General features: G+C 55.8%; 25 protein-coding genes and 2 pseudogenes. 19 read left to right on the top strand and 8 right to left on the bottom strand.

Features of this window, described 5'->3' with window-relative positions; translation table 11 throughout:
* Positions 1–467: 467 nt before the first annotated feature.
* Positions 468–1,201: pseudogene (locus HYG81_RS37970) on the top strand (IS6 family transposase).
* Between the two features lie 362 nt (positions 1,202–1,563).
* On the opposite strand, the gene HYG81_RS37965 reads toward HYG81_RS37970, so the two are convergent.
* Positions 1,564–1,905: a hypothetical protein gene (locus HYG81_RS37965; protein WP_226777803.1), complete on the bottom strand. Its 342-nt coding sequence runs from the start codon at positions 1,903–1,905 to the stop codon at positions 1,564–1,566.
* A 93-nt stretch (positions 1,906–1,998) separates the two neighbouring features.
* Here HYG81_RS37965 and HYG81_RS37960 point away from each other — a divergent pair, with 93 nt between their 5' ends.
* Positions 1,999–2,313, top strand: a complete 315-nt coding sequence (locus tag HYG81_RS37960) for a hypothetical protein (RefSeq protein ID WP_226777802.1) — start codon at positions 1,999–2,001, stop codon at positions 2,311–2,313.
* Positions 2,314–2,509: 196 nt separating this feature from the next.
* Here the strand turns inward: HYG81_RS37960 and HYG81_RS37955 are convergent, their stop codons facing one another.
* On the bottom strand, positions 2,510–2,797 hold the full coding sequence (locus tag HYG81_RS37955; RefSeq protein ID WP_226777801.1) for a PadR family transcriptional regulator: 288 nt from the start codon (positions 2,795–2,797) through the stop codon (positions 2,510–2,512).
* 180 nt (positions 2,798–2,977) lie between these two features.
* Here HYG81_RS37955 and HYG81_RS37950 point away from each other — a divergent pair, with 180 nt between their 5' ends.
* The gene (locus tag HYG81_RS37950) at positions 2,978–3,151 is read left to right on the top strand and encodes a hypothetical protein (protein ID WP_226777800.1); all 174 of its coding nucleotides are present in this window, start codon (positions 2,978–2,980) and stop codon (positions 3,149–3,151) included.
* A 442-nt stretch (positions 3,152–3,593) separates the two neighbouring features.
* Positions 3,594–7,001, top strand: a complete 3,408-nt coding sequence (locus HYG81_RS37945; protein WP_226777799.1) for a winged helix-turn-helix domain-containing protein — start codon at positions 3,594–3,596, stop codon at positions 6,999–7,001.
* A gap of 135 nt (positions 7,002–7,136) precedes the next feature.
* Here the strand turns inward: HYG81_RS37945 and HYG81_RS37940 are convergent, their stop codons facing one another.
* Positions 7,137–8,528: a restriction endonuclease gene (locus tag HYG81_RS37940; RefSeq protein ID WP_226777798.1), complete on the bottom strand. Its 1,392-nt coding sequence runs from the start codon at positions 8,526–8,528 to the stop codon at positions 7,137–7,139.
* Positions 8,529–8,575: 47 nt separating this feature from the next.
* Positions 8,576–8,770, bottom strand: a complete 195-nt coding sequence (locus HYG81_RS37935; RefSeq protein ID WP_226777797.1) for a hypothetical protein — start codon at positions 8,768–8,770, stop codon at positions 8,576–8,578.
* 420 nt (positions 8,771–9,190) lie between these two features.
* Here HYG81_RS37935 and HYG81_RS37930 point away from each other — a divergent pair, with 420 nt between their 5' ends.
* From HYG81_RS37930 to HYG81_RS37900, 7 genes are all read left to right on the top strand, one after another.
* Complete coding sequence (locus tag HYG81_RS37930) at positions 9,191–9,553, top strand: hypothetical protein (protein WP_226777796.1); 363 nt, start codon at positions 9,191–9,193, stop codon at positions 9,551–9,553.
* A gap of 29 nt (positions 9,554–9,582) precedes the next feature.
* Positions 9,583–9,816, top strand: a complete 234-nt coding sequence (locus HYG81_RS37925; protein WP_226777795.1) for a hypothetical protein — start codon at positions 9,583–9,585, stop codon at positions 9,814–9,816.
* Between the two features lie 872 nt (positions 9,817–10,688).
* A complete protein-coding gene (locus tag HYG81_RS37920; RefSeq protein ID WP_226777794.1) occupies positions 10,689–11,678 on the top strand; it encodes a ParA family protein in 990 nt (329 codons plus the stop codon).
* Entirely contained in the window at positions 11,678–12,091 is a 414-nt protein-coding gene (locus tag HYG81_RS37915) for a DUF7970 domain-containing protein (RefSeq protein ID WP_226777793.1), read from the top strand. The genes HYG81_RS37920 and HYG81_RS37915 overlap by 1 nt, the downstream gene beginning before the upstream one ends.
* 52 nt (positions 12,092–12,143) lie before the next feature.
* Entirely contained in the window at positions 12,144–12,620 is a 477-nt protein-coding gene (locus tag HYG81_RS37910; protein WP_226777792.1) for a hypothetical protein, read from the top strand.
* A 495-nt stretch (positions 12,621–13,115) separates the two neighbouring features.
* On the top strand, positions 13,116–13,793 hold the full coding sequence (locus HYG81_RS37905) for a ribonuclease H-like domain-containing protein (protein WP_226777791.1): 678 nt from the start codon (positions 13,116–13,118) through the stop codon (positions 13,791–13,793).
* A gap of 174 nt (positions 13,794–13,967) precedes the next feature.
* Positions 13,968–14,162 carry a hypothetical protein gene (locus HYG81_RS37900; protein WP_226777790.1) on the top strand — a complete coding sequence of 65 codons (195 nt, stop codon included), beginning with the start codon at positions 13,968–13,970 and terminating at the stop codon, positions 14,160–14,162.
* Positions 14,163–14,253: 91 nt separating this feature from the next.
* Here HYG81_RS37900 and HYG81_RS45450 read toward each other — a convergent pair whose 3' ends face one another.
* Positions 14,254–14,376, bottom strand: a complete 123-nt coding sequence (locus HYG81_RS45450; RefSeq protein ID WP_255647760.1) for a hypothetical protein — start codon at positions 14,374–14,376, stop codon at positions 14,254–14,256.
* 92 nt (positions 14,377–14,468) lie between these two features.
* A complete protein-coding gene (locus HYG81_RS37895) occupies positions 14,469–14,978 on the bottom strand; it encodes a hypothetical protein (protein WP_226777789.1) in 510 nt (169 codons plus the stop codon).
* Between the two features lie 92 nt (positions 14,979–15,070).
* Here HYG81_RS37895 and HYG81_RS37890 point away from each other — a divergent pair, with 92 nt between their 5' ends.
* From HYG81_RS37890 to HYG81_RS37880, 3 genes are all read left to right on the top strand, one after another.
* A complete protein-coding gene (locus tag HYG81_RS37890) occupies positions 15,071–15,244 on the top strand; it encodes a hypothetical protein (RefSeq protein WP_226777788.1) in 174 nt (57 codons plus the stop codon).
* Positions 15,245–15,293: 49 nt separating this feature from the next.
* Positions 15,294–15,464 carry a hypothetical protein gene (locus HYG81_RS37885; RefSeq protein ID WP_226777787.1) on the top strand — a complete coding sequence of 57 codons (171 nt, stop codon included), beginning with the start codon at positions 15,294–15,296 and terminating at the stop codon, positions 15,462–15,464.
* Positions 15,465–15,735: 271 nt separating this feature from the next.
* Positions 15,736–16,821: a tyrosine-type recombinase/integrase gene (locus tag HYG81_RS37880; protein WP_226777786.1), complete on the top strand. Its 1,086-nt coding sequence runs from the start codon at positions 15,736–15,738 to the stop codon at positions 16,819–16,821.
* On the opposite strand, the pseudogene HYG81_RS37875 reads toward HYG81_RS37880, so the two are convergent.
* Both HYG81_RS37875 and HYG81_RS37870 read right to left on the bottom strand, forming a co-directional pair.
* Positions 16,786–17,373 (bottom strand): annotated as a pseudogene (locus HYG81_RS37875) (IS6 family transposase). The gene HYG81_RS37880 and the pseudogene HYG81_RS37875 overlap by 36 nt on opposite strands.
* A 450-nt stretch (positions 17,374–17,823) precedes the next feature.
* Positions 17,824–18,588, bottom strand: a complete 765-nt coding sequence (locus HYG81_RS37870; RefSeq protein WP_226777785.1) for an IclR family transcriptional regulator — start codon at positions 18,586–18,588, stop codon at positions 17,824–17,826.
* Between the two features lie 275 nt (positions 18,589–18,863).
* Here HYG81_RS37870 and HYG81_RS37865 point away from each other — a divergent pair, with 275 nt between their 5' ends.
* The 5 genes from HYG81_RS37865 (at position 18,864) to HYG81_RS37845 (ending at position 24,688) form a co-directional block, all read left to right on the top strand.
* On the top strand, positions 18,864–20,303 hold the full coding sequence (locus HYG81_RS37865) for an FAD-dependent oxidoreductase (protein ID WP_226777956.1): 1,440 nt from the start codon (positions 18,864–18,866) through the stop codon (positions 20,301–20,303).
* A gap of 128 nt (positions 20,304–20,431) precedes the next feature.
* Positions 20,432–21,103 carry an isochorismatase family protein gene (locus HYG81_RS37860; protein WP_226777784.1) on the top strand — a complete coding sequence of 224 codons (672 nt, stop codon included), beginning with the start codon at positions 20,432–20,434 and terminating at the stop codon, positions 21,101–21,103.
* Positions 21,100–22,491, top strand: coding sequence for a dihydroorotase (locus HYG81_RS37855; RefSeq protein WP_226777783.1), 1,392 nt, complete (start codon positions 21,100–21,102; stop codon positions 22,489–22,491). Before HYG81_RS37860 ends, HYG81_RS37855 begins: the two co-directional genes overlap by 4 nt.
* Positions 22,492–22,532: 41 nt before the next feature.
* Complete coding sequence (locus HYG81_RS37850; protein ID WP_226777782.1) at positions 22,533–23,738, top strand: CaiB/BaiF CoA transferase family protein; 1,206 nt, start codon at positions 22,533–22,535, stop codon at positions 23,736–23,738.
* Positions 23,738–24,688, top strand: coding sequence for a hydroxymethylglutaryl-CoA lyase (locus tag HYG81_RS37845; protein ID WP_226777781.1), 951 nt, complete (start codon positions 23,738–23,740; stop codon positions 24,686–24,688). Before HYG81_RS37850 ends, HYG81_RS37845 begins: the two co-directional genes overlap by 1 nt.

Genomic DNA, 24,688 nt, shown 5'->3' with positions numbered 1-24,688 from the left:
ATCAACACCGTGGAAAGAGTTCTATGACACCCTCGACCTCATCCACAGGAACATTCTGAATTCCAACAAAGCCAGGCTTCTTACACTATCCCGCCCTACAGGAAGGTAAGTACGCCCAGGCAGCAATTTGGAAAAGCTATCTGTCGCATGCGGCAGACAGAAGCGTTCAAAGGTTGCAGCCCACGTAGGTCGTCTCACCGACGATCAGACAAACATCGTTGTTGGGTACAGTCCCAGTTTCGATTGGCTGACAAAGGATACTGAAGTTCGTGGTTCCGCCAAGTACTACTGGTAGAATGCCGCTGGAAATCCCACCGGTAGTGAGCAACACTGCAGCTGCCGTCGCAGCCGTCACGCCGCGCAAACTTCTCGCGCCCGCGCGCTGGCTACGACAGTAGTTTAGGAGGAGGGGCACCGTCTAGTTAGCGCGGTTTGAGAAGCGAGCAGGTCGTGGAGTTGGTTTGGACATGCAGCTCGCAGACCTGCTCAGCGAGTCTTACGCGACGGATTTAGAAGAATCTTGGGAGCGTGAGCGGACGGCGACGCCCGTCAGGGTGTTCGCCGTCCGGCTCCACGCGACCGGTTGTTCACTTCGAGAAACACAAGCGATTCTTCGCTTGATTGGCGTAGAACGCTCTCATCAAGCAATCTGGCACTGGGTACATCGGCTGGCTGACAGCGTGCCAGACCCGTCGACGTCCACGAGAGCGAAGCTCTCGTGCGGCCCATCAGAACGCGAAGCGTTCTGAGGACGGCGAAGCCGTCGCGGGTCGCTATTGATGAGACTGCTGTCAAAATCAATGGCGACTGGTCTTGGGTGTACGCTGCAATAGATCTCGACTCACGGATGATTCTTGATGTCGCAGTCTTCGGGCGACGAGGCACCGATCCAGCCGCTGCATTCGTTCACAGACTGACCGAGAAACACGATCTCTCCGAGGCGATGTTTCTCGTCGATGGCTACGGCTATCTGACTGCCCTCTCCCGATTCGGATTGAGCGGTCAGCTCGACTACGTCGATTGAAACCACATCGAAAAGTGGTTTCATACCCTCAAAATGCGGATCGACCGCTTCCATACCTCATGGGTGGGCAGTCGGGCCAGCGTCAGAGAATGGCTTGAACAGTTCATACACTACTATAACACACAACGACCACATCAGTCACTCAACGGACAAACGCCAGCGGAGGTGCTAAACTAGACAGTGCCTGTGAACGCTACAATCCGAGTGACCGTGATATACCAGGCTAGAAGACGGTCCAACGCCGCCTGAAGAAACTGAGCCACTACGATATCGTGGGATTCGAGGGCGAGAACTCGGCACGCCGATACGAGGCGGCGACGGATGAACTGTATCCAGAGGGGGAAGTTTGAGTCGGGAAAGTTGTATGCTGTCCGAAGTGGCGTTGATTTGTCCGATGTTCGGGATTCCCTGCCGATGTTTCAGAGTTGTTTTTCGTCGTCGGGGTCGTCTTCTAACTCGCTCGCGAGAGAGTTAGTGCGGTAATCTGGTCGAAATTCGTAACTTCGTAGCGGGGTGACTCGACAGGTGTCGAATGATCGCTACTCGCCACCGACGTTGTTGAGTGCGCTGTTCAACTCGAAGAGTTCGCGGACAACGTTGCTGTCCGCGACTCGGTATCGACGGGGAGACGTGTTCGGGACCTCCTCGATGAGTTCGACCTCAAGGAGGAGGCCGGTGTAGTTGCCGACGGTCTGGCGCGTGACGCCGGCGTGCTCTGCGAGTTCGGTTTTGTTGAACTCGCGGTTTGGTGGGAGGTCGAGCAACGCGTCTACGACGATCGGGATGGCGTCGTGTTGTGCGAGGTAGAGCCACCCGCTGGGGTGCTCCTTACGGAGTTCCTTCTTCTCCCCGCGGTCAGCCGCGTGTTCCATGCTGCTCATACAGAGAAACAACGTCCCCGAGTGTATAAGTATTTCCACTACCGTTAACCGCTATTAACAGCTTTTATATGCAAGTGGCTTCATCCTTCGATCATGGAGAAGCCGTCGGTGAAATGTGCCCTCTTAGCGACGATGATAGCGAAACACAAGTGGGGCACACCGATCACGGAGGAAACTCTCCTCAATCTCTCAGCGATCAACGGCGACTATCCCACTGCGCGTGAAGTCTACACCGACCTTCGCAGCGAACCTTATATCACCTACCGTGGAAACCGTGGTATCGAACTCGACAAGAGCAACTTCGGCGAACTCGGCGACATCCTCTACCACGAGTGTAGCTGGGAGGCTTGGGAGATCGACAGTCGCCTGAAGCACTACGAAGGTATGGAAAACCACGACTGGGGGTGATTGCGAATTTCGACCAGATTGCCGAGGACTGGTAGGAAAGTCGGAATGCGGATGGGGGTCCCCACCCGTAAATGATTGGTTCCGAGTACCTCTTTTACACGGAGCGGATTAAGCGCCATGGGTAGTGTCACGGAACCCATCACGAAGATTCGGAAACAGGATTGTAGATTCTACGTTCCGTCGTCGGAGTTGTCTACTACTCTCCAAGCAGCTCGTCGACGTACTGATCTTCCCATTCCCGACGCGCTTCGATCTCACGGCGGCCACGGGCTGTGAGCGTATAGATATTCGTCCGTTGGTCAGCCGTGCCTTTCTCGACGAGACCTTTCTCGACGACCGTGTCGAGATTTGGATAGAGTCGGCCGTGGTGGATCTCGCCTTCGTAGTAGTCCTCGAGTTCGTCTTTGAGTGCGAGTCCGTGGGGCTCGTCCTGGCCGGCGATCGTGTACAGCAGGTCACGCTGGAAGCCTGTTAAATCGTACATATCTGTTCTATGTTCTATCAATATATAATAGTGTCGAGAATAGGATAGTATCAGGGCTACTGTGTCCGGTTCAGGCAATTGGTAATATGTCAGTCTTCGTCGTCCGACTTACTCGCGTCTCAACTGGGGCAAGAAAGGACCACCGCCGATCTCACGATCCACGGTGATCGCTCGAGCTACGTGATCGAAGTCCAGCGCCGCGTAGATATCTGGACCTTCGAGGGCGCGATGGACAGCGCCAAGCTGACCGCCGTTCGTGGCGAGCATACGCTCGTCGACGTCGAACGCGTCCCGCCATGGCTTGAGGCCGTCCTCGGCGCACTCGAGGTCCGCGAGGTGACGCTCGGACAATGAACTCGAGTAGTATCGATTCCTCACTGTTTGGGCAGCGAGCGAAAAACACCCCCACGACTATTTGGGCAGTCGCCGGCTGGCCGGCCCCGGCTAGCAGAATCCACTGGGAGGTGAATGAATACAACGTCAGACGCTCCGACTAGATTTAAGACGGACGGGTTCGTTCGTTTCGGATATGCGCAGCTAACGAAAATCGACCGCAGGGTGCGAGGCCGATGCCCCGACCTAAGGAAGCTGGATACTCCCTCATTGTCGGGCGTTGGTCTTAAGCTTTCCCCCACAACGAGTGGCGTCTCTCGCGTTTGCGAGCCTGCGCCCCGTCACCGAGTGGTGAGTGTGCGCTCTGTGGTCGGAGTCCAGAATACATGAATCCACAGTCCACGCCCACCGGAGAGAGTGTCATTTTCCATACGCAGATAGCCGTCAGTGCGGTGATTTTCCGATGAACGGAGAGTTCGATGTACTGGTCTGCCATTTCGACCCATGTGAGAAAAATTGGATTCAGCCGGACGGGTGGCGTGGACAGGACTCGGTAACCTGCCCACACTGCGAGACCGAGTACGAACCGAAGACGCTCAAATGCCAGAAGAAAGGCTTCTCCACGCGCGAGAAGGCGGGCGAATGGCGTGCCCGTAATCTCGCGAAACGTGCTGACGAGGCCAAACTATACAACGGTTTCACGCTCGAGCACGGTCAGTACGGTGACCAACTCGAGGAAGTGAACGCGAAGACGCCGAGCCCGTCCGACGAAGCGGCCAACCTCCGAATCGCAGGGACCGAGGACTTACTCGAGGCCCACCACGCGACCGAGCGCCGGGGCGAAACGGTCGATCCGTCACTCGAGGATACGATCGTCGGTGACAGGAATCGGTTTGAAACGCTGAACGAGTACCGCATTCAGCAGCGCTCCGATGCGTTCGAAGCTCAGGCCGACGCGATCGCGGGCAACGTCGTCACGCTCGAGGACCAACTCGAGGGCGAGTACGGTTTCTTTGACGGCGACGACGACCGACGGCTGACCGACCCCGACCCTGTCGAGTGTGAGCCGGAGATCGACGAGACCGGTGAGCCCGAACAGGCACTCGAGATCCGGCCGACGCCGCCTGAACAACAGCGCCTGGATACGATCACCGCGGAGGTGACGCCGACAGTCTCCGAATGGTTACCTGTCGTACTCGAGGACCTGTTACCCCATGTTGCCAGCGCCGCCGATGCCATCGATGCCGAACATGGCGGTCTCACCGCCAGCCAGCTCGCCAGCGTGCTCGCCGACCGCGGCGTCACTGACGGCCGGGCCAGTTACGCGAGTGTGCTGGCCTCCTACACGAAGAAGTACCACGATACCGATCTCGACGAACGGGAGTTCATCGGAGACAACTACGAGCGCCACCAGCAGAACCGAGAGTGGGGCAAAACCGCACTGACGAGTCTCGGGACTGGCCGGAACGCACTCGGCTTGGGTCACGACGACCTCGCGAAGACTGTCGTTCCGGTGTTGCAGGCGACCGACAGTCGCCCGGAACTTGTGGTTCGATTCGACGGCCAACAGTGGCTCGAGTCTACCCACGCCGGTACGCGCCGGAAGACACTCGCCACTCTCAGAGCGCTCGCCGACGCCGTCGGCATCACGATCGTCACCTCTCCTCGAGTACACCGAATCCTCGAATCGAGCCACCCAGAGTTCGCCGATTGCGTTACTCAGGTTGCCATGTCGGGGCGTCAACCGGAAGAAACCGAGCACGCTGCGAACGACTGTGACAAAGGAGCGATTTACACCGACCTCGAGTTGATGGACAAGCGCGCGGGCAAGCTCAAGATCCTGACCCACCTCGAGCGCAACCCCGGTGCAACGGTCAAAGACCTCGCTCACGACGACGAAAACGGTCTTTCGAAGGGATCGATTCGTCCGTACATCGACTCGCTCTGTGACAACCATGGATATGTCGCCGTCGATACTCGCGGCACAGAGAACACCATGACGCTCACAGAGCGTGGCGAGGTTGCGGCCAGCATGATTACATACGACGGACGGGTCGTTCACCCGAATCAGGAGTCCGTTTTCGCCACATTCAACGATCCCGACAAGTCCGAACCATCCTCCGAATCTGACAGCGTTACTGAGACCAACAGTCAGTCAGCAAGTACAGTGTATGGAACGGCGAACGGGATGGGTGATGGGGACGACGGCGTACCAGCCGAAGCCGCGCTGGCCGATACGGGCGACCCCGCGGAGGCTGGCTACGTGCAGTTGCTGCCGAAGGTAGCCGACAGCAGTTGGCCGCTACACGCGCGAGTTACAGCGGCTGACGCACGGGATGGTGTGAACCTGAACGACTATCCGGTAGAACGGTGGGACGATGGGCGAGTGACCTACGTGAGTTGCATGGAGGACCACCTTACCGTGAGTACGCAGTACGGTGGAACGATACCGACACTGGTGCGGCTTGCAACCGCGTTACTTGGCGATAAGCTATGGAGCACCGTACTCACGCCGTCGGCGCTCGGTGACGAACTCGAGCACTGTTTCGGCGACGCCGTCAATACGACTCGAGAGGCATACGACCATCTCGTCCGAGCGGCCCAGGTCGGGTGGCTCTCGGAGGACGAACGCGCCTACGATAAGCTCAAGGATCGCTACGCCGGTGTCCGTTCGGTCCTGCTCGGCAAACTTGGCGAGCTGGACGATCTCGAGGAAGACGAACGTGGCGACCTCATTCGACGGGCACACGGGTTGCTCATGTCCGCGACGGCGCTGTACGATGCGATCGGCGTCGATATCTCGATCGAGGTTCGCGTTCCCGACCCGAACAACCTGAATGACTCGCAGTTCTGCCGTTTCCTCTCGGAAATTTCGACGCGGCAAGCCTCCTACGGGATGCACTCCCTCGAGCGGAATTTCTGGGAGGAAGACAGCATGAAACGCAAGTCTGCGATGGGACGCGAAATCGACCCATCGGACCCGAACGCACACCTCCGAGCGTCGTGGGTTATCTCTGGTCCTGGTATCACGGGCCACGCCGAACAGATCCGTGGGGCGATCGCCGCTCGCGACGACGACCGACTCGACGACCGCACCGACTACGATCCCGTGGAACTCGAGGTGCCGGTGACCGATGTCTCCGATTACTCGTCAATGCGCCACGCCGTCGAGACCGTCCTCGAGAAAAAGAACCTCTGTCCGGCACGCGAGTCCGAGGCCATGCGCCGAACGGTTCGGCTGTTCGAAGCCTACACTGGATCGCCGTTCGACGTTGTCGACGCGCTGACAGCGCTGACGCGTTCGAAGCGACCGGGTGATGTGACGATCTCCGACGTGGAACACGCGCTCGCAGCGCTGCCTGGTGACCGCCTGCTCCCGTCACTCTCCGCACCGACGCCGGGTAAGATCCTGAAAGCGATTCTCGCCGCTGACGGCCCGATCGGTCGCTCGGATATCCTCGAGTGCGTCGGCTGTTCTGGCGTGACCTATGACAAGCACGTCGACCGGATCGCGGCCTTCGATATCCTCCAGCGCGTCGATGGACGCAAGTGGACGGTCGCGATCGCACCCTGGTACGTCCCTGAAACCGATGCGACGAAGCCGGGCTACGAGGATGGGTCCGTATCAATCAACACGACGACCGTCGACGGCGTCCTGTTCGATGCACTCGAGGAACTCGGCTACGATCTCGGTGATCCCGAGTTGATCGACGCGTTCGGACAGCCATTAGACCGGGTCGCACTCATAGGGGCAATCGGGCCGTGGATCGACGACTGGCTCGACGTTCTCACGCCGTTACTGAAACCCAAACCGGATGCTGTACAGCGGTTTGACCACAACGTAGTGACACTCGGAGAGAAACCAGACTAGACGACGCTCGAGGATTCGATGGGCCACTCAGCGCTAGCGGACTGACGAACACGATACCTATGGTTGACACAAGACAACACTCGTATTCGGAATGGTCAACGATCGGACGAAGCGTAACAGTGAGCGGGTGTAGGGCTACTGTTCTGCTAACTGTCGTGCTCGTCCTAGACGCTCTAAGAGCTTCCGGGGTTTCTTTCCCGGTGCGTGCTCCTGCTCGGCAAACTGCTCGAGAATCTTAATCTCTTTTTCATACATGTCGTGTTGTCGATATAGCTTCGCCAGTTCTTCGTAGAAGTGAGGAACGACCCCTTGCTCGGTCCGACGACTCTCCTGTTCGGTTTCATTGATGCACCACTGAAGAAGTTGATCGAGTTCCTCGTATCTCTCCTCGTCTTTCAGTTCCTGTATTTTCCCAAGCGCGTCGGAATGATGTTCGAACTCGTAGTCCTTTCCGACAGCGTGTCCGGGACCGTGCATCGTGACGTTGAGTTCAATATCGTCAGCTGATGTCTGGGGGTTTTTCTCCGCTGTAGCCGTTGAAGGTGTTGAAACCGCAATATCACTGTGGCCCTGTTTTACGGCCTTCCGGAGCAGTAGATACCAACAACCGACAAGTAGGCCGAAGAATATCATCGCTGAACAGAAGAGGTATGTCTTGCGATACTTGGGCCAGGGGGCAACTTCACGCGTCGCACGTGAATCCATGAAGATGCCGATTGGCAGACCTATCCACGAAACAAAAACGATGAACCCGAGCAGAGTATCTGGAATAACTCCTTCAAGGACGAAGAACATGACCCATCCAGCAGTGCATGTACCGATCACGGTCGTCCAGATTGTATCCGGAAGCGGGATTTCTCCATCTTCGTCTGCGGAATTGGCTGTTGACCTGGCCATTTCCCTGTCAGTTTCTGAGTCTCGTTCCGTGTTGGGCGATTCTCTCCGGTATTCGTATGTTTCTACAGGCGATACCTCCTCAACTTCCGCTTCCGACTCCGTTTCCTCGGTCACCTGTTCCTCGGGATTGACATCGAAGTAATCTTCAATCAGGTGATCAGCCTCGGCCTGATCAATGAGGTTGACGAGATCGTCACCGTCGATGAGCTTCACGTTTAGATCGCCAGCCAACTCTTCAGCATTCCTCGAGTACGAGGATGATGTCACCATAATCACCTTGTCGACGTTGGCCTCCTGGTGTTTGAGGCTCGAGTATTGCTGGATATCAGGGCTTCCAACCTTGTTTCCCTTAGTATAGCGTTTCGCCTGAATCAGTGCCTTCTGTTCATACGGGGCCGTTTTCCGAGCCCGGACGTCAATCCCCTTGTCATTCGACGCTGTCGAGACTTCGCAGTCCCACCCCATCTCTTCCCAGAGGTCACCGACGAAGTGCTCGAATTCGTAATCATCCATCGACTGAAGCTCAGTTTTCAAATCAAAATCGCCAGGAACAGCAGGTAGTTCCTCACCACAGAAGCGGCAGAACTGACTGCCGTCTTCTATTTCGTCACCACATGACGGGCATTCCATGACTACCTATCTCGTCTGATAGTTCAAAAGGGTGACTACCGATCTACTTACTCATTATGATCACTGCCAATCTCGAGTGTATCGACGGCCTCAGCGGGCCCGACGTCATGATCGACGAGACGGTCGGCGGCCAGCTGCCACGCGCACTCGGCGAGCTCGCGATCGGCGCGTTCGTAGTGGACTGAGAACTCGGTCAGTGCGACGGCGATTAGGAGGTCTTCCTGCCGATCGGTGAGAGGCATCGCCGATGTTGGTTGCGGCTTAGTATATAAACTCACGCATCCCAGAAACGCCGGCCAGAGGCCAGCGTTAGAGCCCCCATCCCCTTTGTGATGTGCCCCAGGGGTGGGACCGAGATCGGACCCTATCAATTTGGCTATTGACTCAGTCGGAACGCGATCCGATCTCAGTTGTGACGAGGGTTTGTCTCGGAGTGGGTCAGCGTTGAATAGTCAACCGGACCCTCCCTCGTCATCAGTATCTGGAGTCCGTTCACGATTAACTCTATTGGCCGTGTAGGGCGGTTACAGTAGTGTTACCGGTCGATAAATGTGAGAGAAGTTCGGTTACTCATCGGCTGATTCGTTGCTGTCGTCCTTGTCCAAGTGCCATTCCTGAGCGACGTCAGTAGCCGGCCAGTCCTCCCGTTGAGACTCTCCAGAGTGTTCGATGTTGACGTGCTCGATGAGCTCGGCCGCAAAGTCGCAGTCGTCGGGCGATGGACACTCGTGGTCCAAGAACACGATCTCGTCCAGGTACTCAACCCGGATGCGAAGAGGGGGCGACTCTACTCGCTCACCGATGACGGACGAGAGGTACTCGGGGAACTGGTGGACCAAAACGATACCTCGGATGAGAACACACGAGACGCTCGCAGTGGCGTGTTCATCCGGATTAGCGAAGACGACTCTATCGTTGGTCTACAGCTCAAAGCCCTTGACGAATCGGGAAACGATTTCGTCGCAGGTGGACTCATTCCCGAACCGGGCCGGTACGAACTCAGAAAGGTGAGTGACGATGAATGACGACCCCCGACTCGCATAGGTAGACACTGATGCCCAATCCTAAATCGACCCCCGACGGCAAGTACACAAATCTCTACTGCCCGGAGTGCCAGGCACACCCGGATGATATCGAAATCGTGTTCGACCGCGAGGGTTGGTCGGTCCTTCGGGATCCCTACTGTCTGAGTTCGCTGAGCGCGACGATCGACGCCGATCAACCGATCCACACTCGCCACCCGCCGGAAGGGACGTTCGACGATCGGCTCTTTCAGACCGACGACTAACTAAGCTGCTTTTCACTTCGAATGAGGGGTGTCTTCCAAAATGGGACAGCGGCGAGCCCGGCGAAAGCCGTGGCAACAACTACCGCCGGGTGTGAGATGATCGAAGCGTCGCGCGTGCCTCGCACGCGACAGTCGGTGCTATCATGGCAGTCGTTATCAATCTCGTGGCCGGCGGTTTCACTCGAAACCCGGTGTGTCTCGAAAAGTGCCCACCAGCGGGATCTGGTGGCATGCGCCCACTGCTGGACAAGGCTGTGTACCAGGGGTGTATGGGAACCTGATAGCAGTGCCTGTCGCGTTTGCACAACGCGACAGACAGTAAAACGTGCTCGAGTACCATCAACACCACGCCCAATGGGTTTCACTCGAAATTCGGTGTGTCTCGAAAAGTGCCCGCCTAAGATGACTGGGGGATCGGCGGGCGCGTCGCGTACTGGGGGGCAGACGCGACAGTCGAATACAGGGCCACAATCGTGTTGAGTCCGACGCCAACAGTATTTGGTCCGTGACGGTTGCCACCACAATCGCTATACAGCGCCGCTCGAAAGCCGTGTCTGGCCGTCGCGTCTGCCGGTCGTCCGTGGGTTGTCAGTTGCCTCCCGCGGGGTTCGACCGTTACGGCGGTGGCTGTTTGTCAGAGGCACGCGGTGGTGGGCGCCACGCAGATCGGCGACCATCACCGAAGTACCGAAACAAGTACTATCTTACTCGTAAGTGATCCTGTTTTATGGAAACCAAAATCGCAAGGCGGGGGCGTTACAGACGACTGCTACAGATACACCGAACAGACTACTGTAACAGAGACACGTAACAGAAAACTGTACCAGTTGCCTGAAACAGATTTATGTGCGTATTGACTGTATCGTCTGTTGATGATATCTGTAGTCGTCTACTCCGAATCGGGAGGGACGTTCAAAACGACCACCACGGCGAACCTCGCCGTCAGCCTCGAGCGGATGGGGCTCGACGTCTGCGTGATAGATTTAGATCCACAGGAGGGCAACCTGACGAGTCTGTTCGACGTGGGCGAAAATCGTAGCGACTCAGACGCTGACAACCTCGTGAGGCACATCCTCGAAATGCCGGAGGGTGACTTCGAGGGCCTTATCGAAACCTCGAGTGAGGGCGTCGACGTGATCCCGAGCCACGACATGCTCGGCGATTTCACATCGAACCTCGAGCAAAAGATCGCCTACGAAACGGGCATGAAGAACATGAGTCGCGACGAGTTCCCGCGTTTTGAGTTGCTGTACGACCTGCTGTGGAACGAACAGCAGCTACAGGACCAGTACAATGCGGTACTCATTGACCCGAACGCCCGAGCCGAGGACCTGCTGTACAACGCGATTTACGCGCTACGAACGCTCGTTGCGCCGGTCAAACCCGCGGGGAAAGGCAACCTAAGTCTCGACGGGCTCGAGGAAATGGTCGAGAACATGAGTGACCAACTGGATATCGAGGTCGGCCTATCGTGTGTTGTGCCGACGGCGATCGGCCAGACGAACGCCCACACGCAGTACACCAAGCAGTTCAAAGATAACGAGATGTATTCGACGCCGGTTGCGATACCCGCTCGTGAAAGCCTCATGGACGCCATGTGGGAAGCCCGCGGGTCGGCGTACAAGGTGGTCGAAGAACGGTGGAAAACCTTCGAGCAAGGCGACGAAATGGTCAGCGAGCCCGGCAAGCGTGGCGTCTACGACCGCGAACTCGAGACGCTTCGGGATATCTACGAGCTGGCCGCGTTCGTCGCGACCGAGACCTTCGACGCCGAGATCGATCCGCAACTCACGCTGGATATCGACGACCACGGCGAGCGGACGTTCACTATTGACGACGCTGAACGCGAGGTGACGGCCTAATGCCGATGAAAAAGGGCTCGGGGAGCCTCGATTTCAGTGGCGACGACTCAAGCAAGGAGACGTCCGAAGACGAACCCCAACGGCCTGACTCGACCGACGACGGCCGCGGCGATCGTGACGAACCAAAGACCGAACCGACGACGACCGAACCGGAATCCGACGACGAGCACGAGTATCCGTACTTCGTCCGTCGGAGCAAGGTCGGGGACGAGCGCGACGAGCGAATCGAGGTCCACCTTCGAAGCGACGTGAATGACCAGGAGTCGGCCTTTCGAAACGATCTTGCGGACGCCCTTGAGACTAGCGAGGTTTCGAAAACGGATGCTCGAGAGTTCGCACTGAAATACGCTTTCGAGAATCCCGAAGCGGTCGCCGAACTCATGCGGGCAGAAGGATATGGGATCACGGATTAGACGGCAAAAACCCCTAGCTTACCTTTTTAGTCAATCGAGTTGATGTAAGACTATGGTCCAGATTGAGATGTATGCACAGACAGTAACCATTTTCTGGGGCCTATTGATATTCGGTGTAAAGTGCTCCGCGATCTGGCAGGCAACGATCCTCGGAACAAACAAGATCGGAACCTATTGTGGAATAGAGCCGCAAGACCCGGCCCTAATCAGGGAATTAGGCGAGAGATGGTTGGACAAAATCACAGCTCCAGTTAGTAGAAAAACCGCTACTCCTAATCTGACGACTCGGGTTGATCATGTTCTCCATGCAGTGGTCGTCGCAGCGATTACTGTCACCTTCACAACGCTGTTCCAACTTCTCACGATCCCTGCCGCGGCGGGTGCCTCAATTGCGTCTTCCCATCTTCTTGGTGACACATTCAGTGTGACGACCGTCTCACTCCATCTCGTTGCTATTTCGATGTTGCTCGCATTAGGACTTTTCACCCACATTAACGGCCGAATTCAAGAAGGGATGCGATACGCCTGATTCGTCATTCGTACTCGCCTGCCAGATTCCGCTGGCCGCCTCGTGTGTGCGAACGGCCCGAACCCTATTTATTAGATGTGCAGATAATACAAATAAGTATTATCCCGACAGGCGGCACTCTTGGGTGGGCGAGACTAGGGAAATCGGGTGAAGCGGGCCAACGACTGACTACCTATTTTGTACCCTGAAATAGAATATAACGTATGAAAGAACGACTCGCTGCACTCGCCGTTGGTTTACTATTCGTACTGCTGTATTTCTATCCCTCGACCGAATTATGGGAATTCGTACTGATCTGATTGTCTCACCTACTGAATCACGCCCGAAGCAATATCTCACGGGGCATGGTGACTCCGCACGGCCGGCTGTGGCGACCGGCCGACAGGGACACCAGGGAACCACGGTACTCGCATGTTCTCCCTTTCGCCGTCTGCCCATTCCACTTTCGGTGCGGTGTCGGTAATTTATATAGTCACGAATTCAAATAGATAGTGAATGCAATACGATCGCGACGACGCCGGCTACGACCGCATTGTCACACTCGATATCGAAACGACCCACTACAAGCCTGACCAAGGCGAGACGGTCTCGGTCGGCATCGCAACCCATGACCGGGGCGCATCAGCGGACGACGTGTCCTACCAGACGTTCCACCGGAGCGGCGACGACGAAGCGGCCATGATCGCCCGCGCATTCCAATCGATCGATAACGCCGGTGCCGACGCTCTGGTCACCTTCCACGGCCAGGACTTTGACCTTGAGTTCCTCTCCGATCGGCTTTACCGACTCGGTGCCGAGAACTTCCTCTCCGAGGTCGACGTACTCGGGACTCACGTCGATCTGTTCGCCGACCGAAAGGCGGTCTGCGATCGTACGGGCGATAAGTGGCCGTCACTCGAGGAATGCCTTGTCTCCTATGGATTCCCCGAACCGACGACAGTCTGGAACGGCCAACCGGTGGACAACACGCGCTTCGGGGAAGAACTCGGACCTCTGTACCTTGAGGTTCTCGAATCGGGGACCGACGACGTGTGCGAGCAACTGACATCGGTGATCAATCACTATCTCGTGACGGACCTCGAGGCGAATTTGGCGCTGTACTACGCCGATATCGGTGCGGCGTTCGAACCCGGCCGACTCGGAACGCGAAAAGAGTTCGACGTGCTGAGCTAGTTCGACTAACTCTCACCCACTGATATCGGCCCGAAGCGGTATCCCATGGGACATTGACACTCCACACGGCCGGCCGTGGCCCACACCGGCCGAAAGGGCTCCTGGGAACCACGGCATCCGCCGTTTCCCCTTTCGTGCGATGGAACTACGCCCTTCGAGTCCCGACTGTCGCGTATGCCCGAGCTCCCCGACACCGACGACCTCGAGTTACTGGATACCACCGAGGGAATTGAGTTCTACAAAGACGGCGAGAACGTCGTCGTTTCGAGCGAGTCCATCCGCGCGGGCGAGGATGGCGTCAGGATCACTTACAATTCGCTGGTGAACGCCGTCGTGGAACTCCGAGACCAGTATCGAGAGGATGAGTGACCATGCCCCGAACCTAACGCTTTCGCGGTCGCTATTCTTCGTCGTCGTTCGATCCCGCTGTCCGTCCCGCTCGTCCAGCAGGGGTATCCGGTCAATCCTCACGCTGGTATTCCCCTGTGTGTTCGGTGTTGACGTGCTCGAGCGACTCAGCAGCCCCGCCCGCGGTGTAGCCACAGTCGGGGGACGGACAGTCGTAGGTACGGATGTCGGTCATTGATCGGTGTAGGGCCGTGGGAGTGAAAGGTAATGCGACCGACGACGCGACCGGCGTACTGGACAAGCGGTTTGAGGACGGGAGTGGATCAACTAGAAAAAGATCGCAAAGACTTGAATAATAGCGAGAATCGCAACAAGTATTGACGAAGCTACGATCCACTTTTGATTTCGCTTCGGCTGTTCATGAACAGCATCATATTGCGACCGATCCCACACAGAAAAGGAATATAAGGGCTTGTATGAGTCGTGAGAGCGGGTGTGTAGTTTCCGGGTGCCGTCGTTTCCAAGAGGTGAACCATACGCAACACCGAACACCCCATGACCATCGTAGGATAGGAGATCGCCACCAACACGGTATGTCTTCGTTTCGCCCGGATCTAATATAACACGTTCACCGCCCTTATGGACCGGTTCAGGCTTACCGGATCCGATAGCAAGAACCCACCTGATAGTTGCACCATTCCCTATCTCAAAATCCTCATTATTCGTAACCTTAAGATCGAACTCGGGGGATTCGTCAGTAAAGAAAACAGGATCTGGTTCAATAACGGGCTCGGCTTCGACCGTGAAGTGATTCTCAAGCTTTTGTGATGCTGGCATTAGAGGATCAAAGACCTGTTCTGTATTAATAATGGACATGGAGGTTCAACACCCCCGACTCTTTTTATCGAAAGCCGAGCCCAACTCCGCCGATGCGAACCCCACAAGAAGATTTGCTCCTAGTCGAGGCGCTCGTCGAATACCACGCGGATCGAATGGACGTCCAACCCGAACGGGCGGCTCGAGCGCGGGTTCTGGCCGGCGAGATCGCCGCGAGTCACGGGCTGGGGATAGCGGATGCGCTTTCGCAGCGGGATAGCATGTAGGTCGAACCGCGCCGCCATATACAAATATCTGAAAGTCAAAATATATGCCATGGGAGTTGTAGATACGCTGGTAAACAGCGCTATAGCAGTGGTGGCGGGATTGATCGGCCTCGGATTATTCTTCGGTGGCGCTCAGCAGGCCACTTACGGGAATCAGACGGTTGGAACGATTGTGTTTCTCGCCGGGATCATCCTGCTGGTATTCGCCGCCAGAGTGTAGATCCGTCTCGTTGACTCTCGAGACGGCTCTTTTCTGCCGGCTCACTACTCGAGTCGAGTGCTGAGTGTCGGCCGCAGAATGGTATAGCACTATACGATCCATCGGATTTCAGTCACCCTTCGCCAGTATACGGTGTATCTTGGTTGTCCACTCCCGACAACCCAATACACGATACCTTTTAGTGACTGTCACGAATACGGAGGAGTACGAAAATGACGGTTTTAGAGTGCACCCAACCAGGAGCAAACGGCCTTCTCAAGTGGGGGAGACGATGAGTAGCGAACGAATCCGCTGGTCGCACAAATCCCTCAAGGAACTCCAGTTGTTTTGGAACAACGAAATCGAACCTGAGCTGCGACGCGCCGGTCACAATCTCGACGAGCGGCCGACCTACCAGGATCTCCTTGAGGTAGGCTACGGTGGACTACAGGATGCACTCCGCGAACAGCACGATACGACGCTTTCGGAGTTCTGTCAGTCGGTCGGCTACTTTGAAGCCGATGATTCCGAGTCCTACCCATGGGGTATCGACGACGAAACCGCCGTCGACGAACTCGAGTCCTACGTCCGCACGCTCGATCGACGTCGTAACCTCGCTGAAAGCACGGTGACGACGAAACGCTCGCGACTTGCCACCTACGCACGCCTCTATCGGGATGTCCACGGCCGGGCCGACCTCGTTGATCGCCTTGGCGAGCCCGCACACCAGGCCGACGAGATTGAACATGTCCTCACGGTGTTCGACAAACTCGACCGGGATCTCGAGAGCGCCGAGTCGAAGCTTCGGTACCTCGGTGACGTCTCGCAGTTCTATGAGCACCTTCAGCGCCGTGGAAAGGCCGCGTACAACCCCGCGGACACGATTGACATGGAGTACGGATGGGAACGCACAGAACCCAATAACGCCGCCCTCTCGAGTGAGCAAGTCCGCCGACTGTACGACACCGTCGAGACACCCGACGAGGAACTACTGGTACTCGCGCTGTGTGGGTGGGGCCTTCGGCGCAACGAAGTCGCAGCGTTGCACGTCTCCCAACTCGTCCTCGAGGGCGACGACCCGCACATCGATTTCGAGGAACGAAAGAACGGGCCGGGAACAGTCGCGTTGATCTACGGTTGCGAGACGCTGGCCGACCGAATCGATGCCCTCGGTGGTCGCGACCGAGAGTGGACGGGTTATCTGTTCCCCTCGAAGCAAGCCGAAAGCGGCCACGTCGTCGGTGAGACGATACAGGCTCGCTTTCAGCGCGTCGCCGACCGTGCGGGCGTCCGTGTTCGTGGCGAGACGCCGACCTCGAAAATGGGTCGGCGCTTCTGGAATTCACTCGCGTGCGCTCGCCCGACTGCCCACCCATGAGTTATGAAAACTATCAACTCGCATTTTGAGGGTATGAAACCACTTTTCGATGAGGTTTCGGTCGGTGTAGTTCCCTCGACCGTTCAATCCTAATCGAGCAAGGTCAGTCCGATAGCCGAATTGATCAACGAGAAATTCAGCGTCCGAGAGATTGCGTTTCTCGCGAAGTCCATGAGGAAATTCAGTCGTCAGATCAGTATCGTGCCGACCGAACAATGCGACATCGAGAATCAGCTTTGATCGAGGTCTATTGTGGCATACAACCAAGACCACTCTCCATTAATCTTGACAACGGTTTCGTCAACAGCGACCGGTTCGGCTTCGCCTCAGGCGGGTCGTGCCCGCTGTCAGACAGCCGATGTACCCAGTTCCAAACCGGTCCGTGAGAGCATTCAGCGCCATCTTAGCGAGAATCGTTGTTGTCTCTCGAAGCGAACAACCGTTCTAATGGAGGCGGACGGCGAACGCCCTGACCGACGTCGCCGTCCGCTCGTTCTCTCAAGGTTCTTCTAAATCCTCCTCGTAGCTCTCGCTGAGCCAGTCTGCGAACATTCTAACCAATTCGCTCAATGACCTGCTCACTTCTCAAACTGGCTCAACTAGGCACTGCCCTAATCGGAGAGTGATACACTCTGTGTCTTGTTCAGTTTACTACCGTACTTACGGAAATTTCGACCCTTGAATTCATTCTCGAATCGAAGACTAACTCTGTATGGTTTCGCCAGATCATTGTCATTCTCCGTATGTATTCACACACCTGCTATTATTTTTTACACTAGTACTAATGTAAAAGGGCCAAGAGTTCAACATAATGTCAGAACTTAGTCTCCCAAAAGTTGTTGCTTCCATAGGTTTGTAAGCCGTTGTTCTACGGTGCCGAACGCACAATTGGTTTCTGATAGTTGTAGTCACGTATGATCATTGTTTATCATCTCTGACTTGTCCAGCCACTACTACTGGATTCAGTTGGATCGTATTGTTTGGTCATACCGAACAGAACGTTCAGCTGTAAGTCGTCTTGATTGTAATCACTCGAGCACTCCGTTGGACCTGCTTTGGGAGGTCACTCTCATGGACGGTTTCTTCGATACGTGTTGTTGGGACCGAGACGCTAATCGCACCCAGGACATCGCCGTTTTCGGTGAGAATTGGTGCGCCGACAGCACGCATCCCTGCGATTCGCTCTTCGAGGTTCAGTGCATACCCCTGATTACGGATCTTCTCAAGCTCTGCTAGGAATTCTTCCCGATCTGTGATTGTGTACTCGGTTCTGGTGGTTAGGCCAACTTCATTAAGATACCGCTCAAGTTCAGCCTCGGGAAGCGACGCGAGATAGGATTTGCCGACGGCAGTACAATGGAGTTCGACGGTGCTTCCAATGTGTGAGTCAGTTTGAACTGCTTTTTCGCCGGCTGTCTGGTAAATATAGACCCCACGGAAATCCTCTACGACCATCATCTGACACCGTTCGCCAGTTGTCTGTGCAAGCTGGTCGGCCTCTGACTTCGCTGCTTCATACAGATTGTACCGTGAGCGAGCGTGATGGCCGAGCTCAAGAAACTGGAGTCCAATCCGGTACGTTCCGTCAAGTTTGACGATATAGCCGAGTGATGTCAGCGTCGAGAGATGGCCGTGTGCTGTACTTTTTGAAACTGAGAGGGCGTTCGCGACGTCAGTTACGCCTCCTCCCTCGTTGTCCCGGATGTATTCGAGCACTTCGAAGGTTGTTTCGACCGATTGAATCCGACTTGGTGTGCTGGCAGTCATATACTGTGATTGGGGCTCAACGCCCTAAGTTCTTTCTAGCCGAACACCAGTTCCTCTCTCGAGAACACATGCCATATGATGAATGATACTCTTCACCCCTCTATTGGTGACTCTTCTCATAACAGGATGCTTTTTAGGGATAACTATGAGAATCAATGTTCTCTCCTACCGAACAATTGTAATTGAAGTGAACTTATCCTGTAGTCTTTCGGTTGATAGCGTTGAAAAACGGTCTCGGGATAAGTTTACATAGGAGTTGCACCGAATCACCTGCTATGGGTGAGCCCGAGTTCAGTGAGCAGACGATAGACGATTCGGTACCAAAAGTGCAAGACATTACAGACGTCACTATCGACGTCGAGACGGACGTGCTCATCGCTGGCGGTGGTGGCACGGGACTCGTCGCTGCGCTTGCAGCGGCGGATCAGACGAATGGAATGGTCACCGTTCTCGAGAAATCACACAGACTGGGTGGAAACACGTCTCTGTCAACTGGGATGATCCCTGCTGCGGGAACTCGATTCCAACGCGAGGCGGGGATCAACGAGACGCCCGCCGATATGGCTCGTGACATTCTCGAGAAAAACGACTACGAAGCGGACGAAGCGATGGTTGAACACCTCTGTATCGAGAGTAAGAATCTGATTCACTGGTTGGTTGACGACTGGGATATCACGTTACAGTTCGTCGATGATTTTACGTATCCACAGCACTCGACGTATCGGATGCATGCGCCGGACGGGCGCAATGGTGAGAACCTGATCGAAGAGTTGGGCAAGCGAATTGAGGCGACGGACAACATTGAACTACTGATGCATACTCCCGTCAGGCAACTTGTAGCCGACGGTGACACGGTTGTCGGTGTCGTTGCCGGCGAGACTCACGAAGAAGTAATCGGCGCACAGAAGGTTGTTCTCGCGACCGACGGCTTCGCCGGTAATCGACGGATGGTCGAGAGCTATTGCGAGCAGATCGCCAACGCACTATATTTCGGTTCTGACGGAAATACCGGGGATGGTATTCGCTGGGGGGCCGCACTCGACGCCGAACTGGCTTGTATGGACTCCTTCCAAGGACATGCAACGGTCGTTCAGGGGACAGGGGCGCTCTCGACGTACGCCGTTATCATGAACGGTGGTTTCCTCGTCAACGAGGATGGTAATCGATTCGGCAACGAGGCGAAAGGATACTCCGCGCTGGCAATCGACGTTGTCGAACAATCGGATGGTATTGCGTACGAAATATTCGACGAACGGATCTTCGAGAAACTTGAGGGCGAATTCGATGACTTTGACGAAGCGGTCGAACTCGGCTCGTATCTTAGTGCACCCGATATCGAAACGCTGGCGACAGAACTTGGGTGTGATCCGGCGGCGACGGCGGACGCCCTGGAGTCGTATAACGACGCAATTCGAAATAGCACTCCGGATTCAGTCGGTCGAACTGATGGCCGATTCGTTCTCGAACCACCATTTTATGGGGCAACAGTAACCGGATCGCTGTTCCACACCCAAGGTGGTCTCGTTGTCGATGAACATGGCCGTGTCTGTAAATCCGACGGCGACGTCGTCAAGAATCTCTATGCCGGTGGCGGAACGGCGGTTGGTATCAGCGGACATGGGGCCGGTGGCTATCTTAGTGGAAATGGGCTTACCACCGCACTCGGTCTTGGTCGACTCGCTGGATTGCATGCCGCATCGACGATCGACAACTAAGCAATCCCCATTGGCCCACATATTCGATTCGAGCAGTCACCTTGTCTGTGTCCAGTGAACAATGATCGTGTCAATGAATGTGTGATTGTGCGCAGGTTTATAACCACTCCCACGACACGAGTCACTGTATGACGAATCGGATCTGGGATGACTTGCTCTCCGAGCAGGACAAACAAGTAATCGAGAAGGCAGGCTATGACAAAGACGGGGCGTCTTCGTGGGAATCACGCGGTGCAGGCGAAAATCCCATGGTACTTGTTATCGACGTTCAGCAGCTGATCGTCGGTGACGACGTTCCGATCCTCGAGGCCGTCGAGGAGTACCGGACCGCGATGGGTGATATTGCTTGGGAAGCTGTCGACCGAATCGCGGACTTCCTATCGTTCGCCCGTGAGAACGACATCCCAGTTGGCTACACACGAGTCGTGCCGAGTTCCTATGACGATCCTGAACATGAGGACCTCCAGATTGTCGACCCTGTCGCTCCGGAGCCAGACGACACCGTCATCGACAAGAGTTACGCGAGCGCATTCTACGGCACCGATCTACTCGCTCGACTGAATCGGAACGACATCGATACGCTCGTCGTCGTCGGCAATTCTACCAGCGGCTGTGTCCGGGCAACGACGGTCGATGCCCAGCAACACGGTTTCGACGTCGTCCTCCCGCAGGAATGCATTTTTGACCGCATCGAGGCCTCGCACAAGATTGGGCTCCTCGATATGTGGATGAAATATGCAGAAGTACTCGAGACCGAGGAAGTCGAGGACTACCTCGAAAGTATGGGTGAGACGGCGTGAGTTACGACCTCGTCATCACGAACGGCACACTCGTAACCGAAGATGGATTGCTCGAGGCTGACGTAGCCGCTGAGGACAGCCAGATTGCCGCGATTGGTTGCTCTGGTTCATTGGAGGGCAACAAGATCGTCGACGCCAATGGCAAGCACGTCCTTCCGGGTGCGATTGATCCGCACACACACCACGGGATCTACAACTCTCTCGAAGAGGATGCAAATACTGAGAGTCGGTCAGATCTTGTTGGTGGGGTGACAACTACAGGAAATTTCTTCCGGCGAGCGGGCTCCTACGAGGAGATTATGGACGACTACTTTGAGGCGGCCGAAGCAAACTATCGCCATGATTACTTCTTCTCGCTCGGATTGCTCTCGTTCAAGCACGTTGAGGAGATTCCACTGATCGTCGAGGAACTCGGGATTACGACGTTCAAATGGTATATGAACTACAAGTACGCCGCACGCGAGAAGTTCGGTGTCGATTGTGAGATGCGCGATGATTTCGGAAGCGCATTTATCAAGGCGTTAGCCAACCAAGACGTCCCAACGACGCTCGGCTACCACTCCGAGAACGTCGAGATCACAAATGCGCTTGCGGGTGGGAACCCCTATATCGAGACCGAAGCAGACGACGATACTAAGGTGGAAGGGTACGAGGTGTTCGTCGAGGAATTCCCCGATTACGCGGAAGCCCAAAGCCTCGTCTCCGGCGCGAGTCTTGCACGGCAACACAACTATGACGACAGCTTCTATGCCGTCCACGTTAGTGCCGGTCGAACGGCGAATGAACTCGCCACGTTACAGGAGGCAGGCTACGATGTCACTGGCGAAACCTGTACTCACTACCTGACGCTGACAACCGAGGAATGTGACGCTCGCATGAAGGTCAACCCACCCGTCCGTAGTGCAGACGATCAGGAGACCCTCTGGAAACGCCTCGCAGATGGCACGATTTCCTGTATCGGGACTGACCACTGTGCGAACACGACCGACGAAAAGTTCGGTGATACGATTCGCGAGAGCAAATTCGGGTTCCCCTCGAGTGCGACGATGCTCCCACTGATCCTCTCCGAGGGAGTCAACGAGGGCCGAATATCACTTGAGCGTGCCGTTGAGGTGACCAGTACGAACACTGCGAAAGCGTGGAACCTCTATCCGAAGAAGGGGATGATCCGTGTCGGCAGCGATGCTGATCTCGTGGTCGTTGATTTGGACGAGACAAAGACAGTGACACCGGGACTCCTCCAAAGCGTTGCCGATTACTCGATCTATGAGGGCCGAGACGTGACTGGTTGGCCGACACAGACGATCGTCGGTGGTGAGATCGCGTACGAAAATGGCGAGGTTATCGCCGAGCCGGGCTCGGGAACACATATCGACCGGCCAGTTTAAGACAACGAGACTACAATATACACAGATACGATTCAGACACTATGTCAACAACTAAACTTGGCCCACTTGATGGGCTCACCGTTATCGAAGCAGGGTCGATGATCTCTGGACCGACCGTTGGTCGGCTTCTCGCCGATTTCGGCGCGGACGTAATCAAGATTGAACACCCGGAATACGGCGATCACATCCGTAATTTCGGCACTCAGAAAGACGGGGTCGGCATGTGGCACAAGTACCTCGGTCGGAACAAGCGCTCAGTCACGCTCGACGCCTCCGCCGAGCGGGGACAGACCGTCTTTCATGACCTCATCTCGGAAGCCGACGTGCTTATCGAGAACTTTCGTCCCGGCACGCTCGAACGATGGAACCTCGGCTGGGAACAGCTTTCCGAGACCAATCCTGACCTCGTCATGTTGCGGATGTCCGGATTCGGCCAGACTGGGCCGTACGCAGAAAAACCTGGCTTCGGAACACTCGCAGAGGCACTGAGTGGATTTGCCTACGTCAACGGTTTCGAAGACCGCGAACCGCTGTTGCCGCCGACTGGGCTAGCAGATAACATCGCTGCGCTGTATGCGACGTTCTCAGTGATGTTTGCACTCTATCATCGTGACGTCAACGGCGGGACCGGACAGTATATTGATGTTAGTCTGATTGAGCCGATCTTTAACCTGATCGGACCGTTTCCGCTTACCTACGATCAGACTGGGGAGATCGCTCGCCGCTCTGGCAACCGATCGACGTCATCTGCCCCCCGAAACGTCTACCGAACGGGCGATGACCGCTGGGTTGCACTCTCGGCCAGTGCTCAACCGATTGCAATGCGGACGCTCGATGCCATCGGTCGTCCAGATCTGAAAGATGATCCGCGGTTCGCGGACAACGAGAGCCGTCTCGAGAATGTTGAGGAACTTGATTCGATCATTCAAGAGTGGATGGCCGAGCATACACGTGAGGAAATTCTCGAGTCGTTCGAGGAACACGACGCGACGATCGCATCGGTCTATAACGTCGAAGACATCATGGACGATGAACACTATCAGGCCCGTGATGCAGTCGTTACTGTCGATGATAAGGATCTCGGTAAAGCGGCCGTGCAGAATACAATCCCCAAATTTAGCGAGACACCGGGGAGTGTTGATCACCTTGGTGTCGATCTAGGCGAACACAACGAGGACGTCTTCGGTGAATTCCTCGGGTACGACGATGCTGTGCTTGAGGAACTCGATTCTGAGGGGGTAATCTGATGGAATTACCCGAATCGGTAACGATCGTCGAGATGCTGCCACGTGATGGGTTCCAGCGCTATTCCCACTTCATTCCAACTGACGAGAAGATCGAGATTATCAACGCACTCTCGGAGACAGGCGTCGATGAGATCGAGTGTACTTCCTTTACTCACCCGAAAGCGGTTCCGAGCCTGCGCGACGCCGACAAAGTCGCCACGCGGATCAAGCGCCACGACGATGTCTGTTATCGAGCGCTGGTGCCAAACGCCATCGGAATGGAACGGGCGATTGAGGCTGACGTCGACAAGGTCAACGCACTGGTCGTCATCAGTGATTCCTACCGCCAGAAAAATCAGGGAATGAGTTTGGATGAAAACCTCGAAGAGATCGAGGCGATTGTCGAACTGGCTGACGGTGCGGATATCGAGGTCGAAGCCGGACTTGGTACGAGCTTCTTCTGTCCGTACGAGGGCGAAATCTCACAGGATCGCACGTTGTCGGTCGTCGACCGCGTCCTTGAGGCTGGCGTCGACGAAGTGACGCTTGCGACAACGATGGGAATGGCTGATCCGCGTCAGGTGACGGCCATGCTGACGACACTGTTCGACCAGCACCCTGACGCCGACGTTGGTTTACACCTCCACGATACGAACGGCATGAGCCTCGCCAACACGCTCGCAGCGATGCAATGCGGTGTCAACCGATTTGACGCCTCCGTTTGTGGGCTTGGTGGCGGAACGATCCTTCCCGGTGGTCTCGGTGATGTCGGCAACACGCCGACAGAGGATCTCGCGAATATGCTTCGTGATATGGATATTGAAACGAACATCAACTTCGATCAGCTTACTGAAGTCGCCGAGACCGTTGCAGAACAGCTCGGACTCGGAACGCCGAGTCGAATGCTGATGGGCGGCACCCGCAAACAGGTGCTCGCGATAACGAATGCAGAACCGGCTCCCAAGAGATAA

The organism is Natrinema zhouii, assembly GCF_013456555.2.
GTDB lineage: Archaea > Halobacteriota > Halobacteria > Halobacteriales > Natrialbaceae > Natrinema > Natrinema zhouii.
The sequence above is the reverse complement of the archived record's forward strand: the minus strand, read 5'-3'. Positions and strand labels throughout refer to the sequence as shown.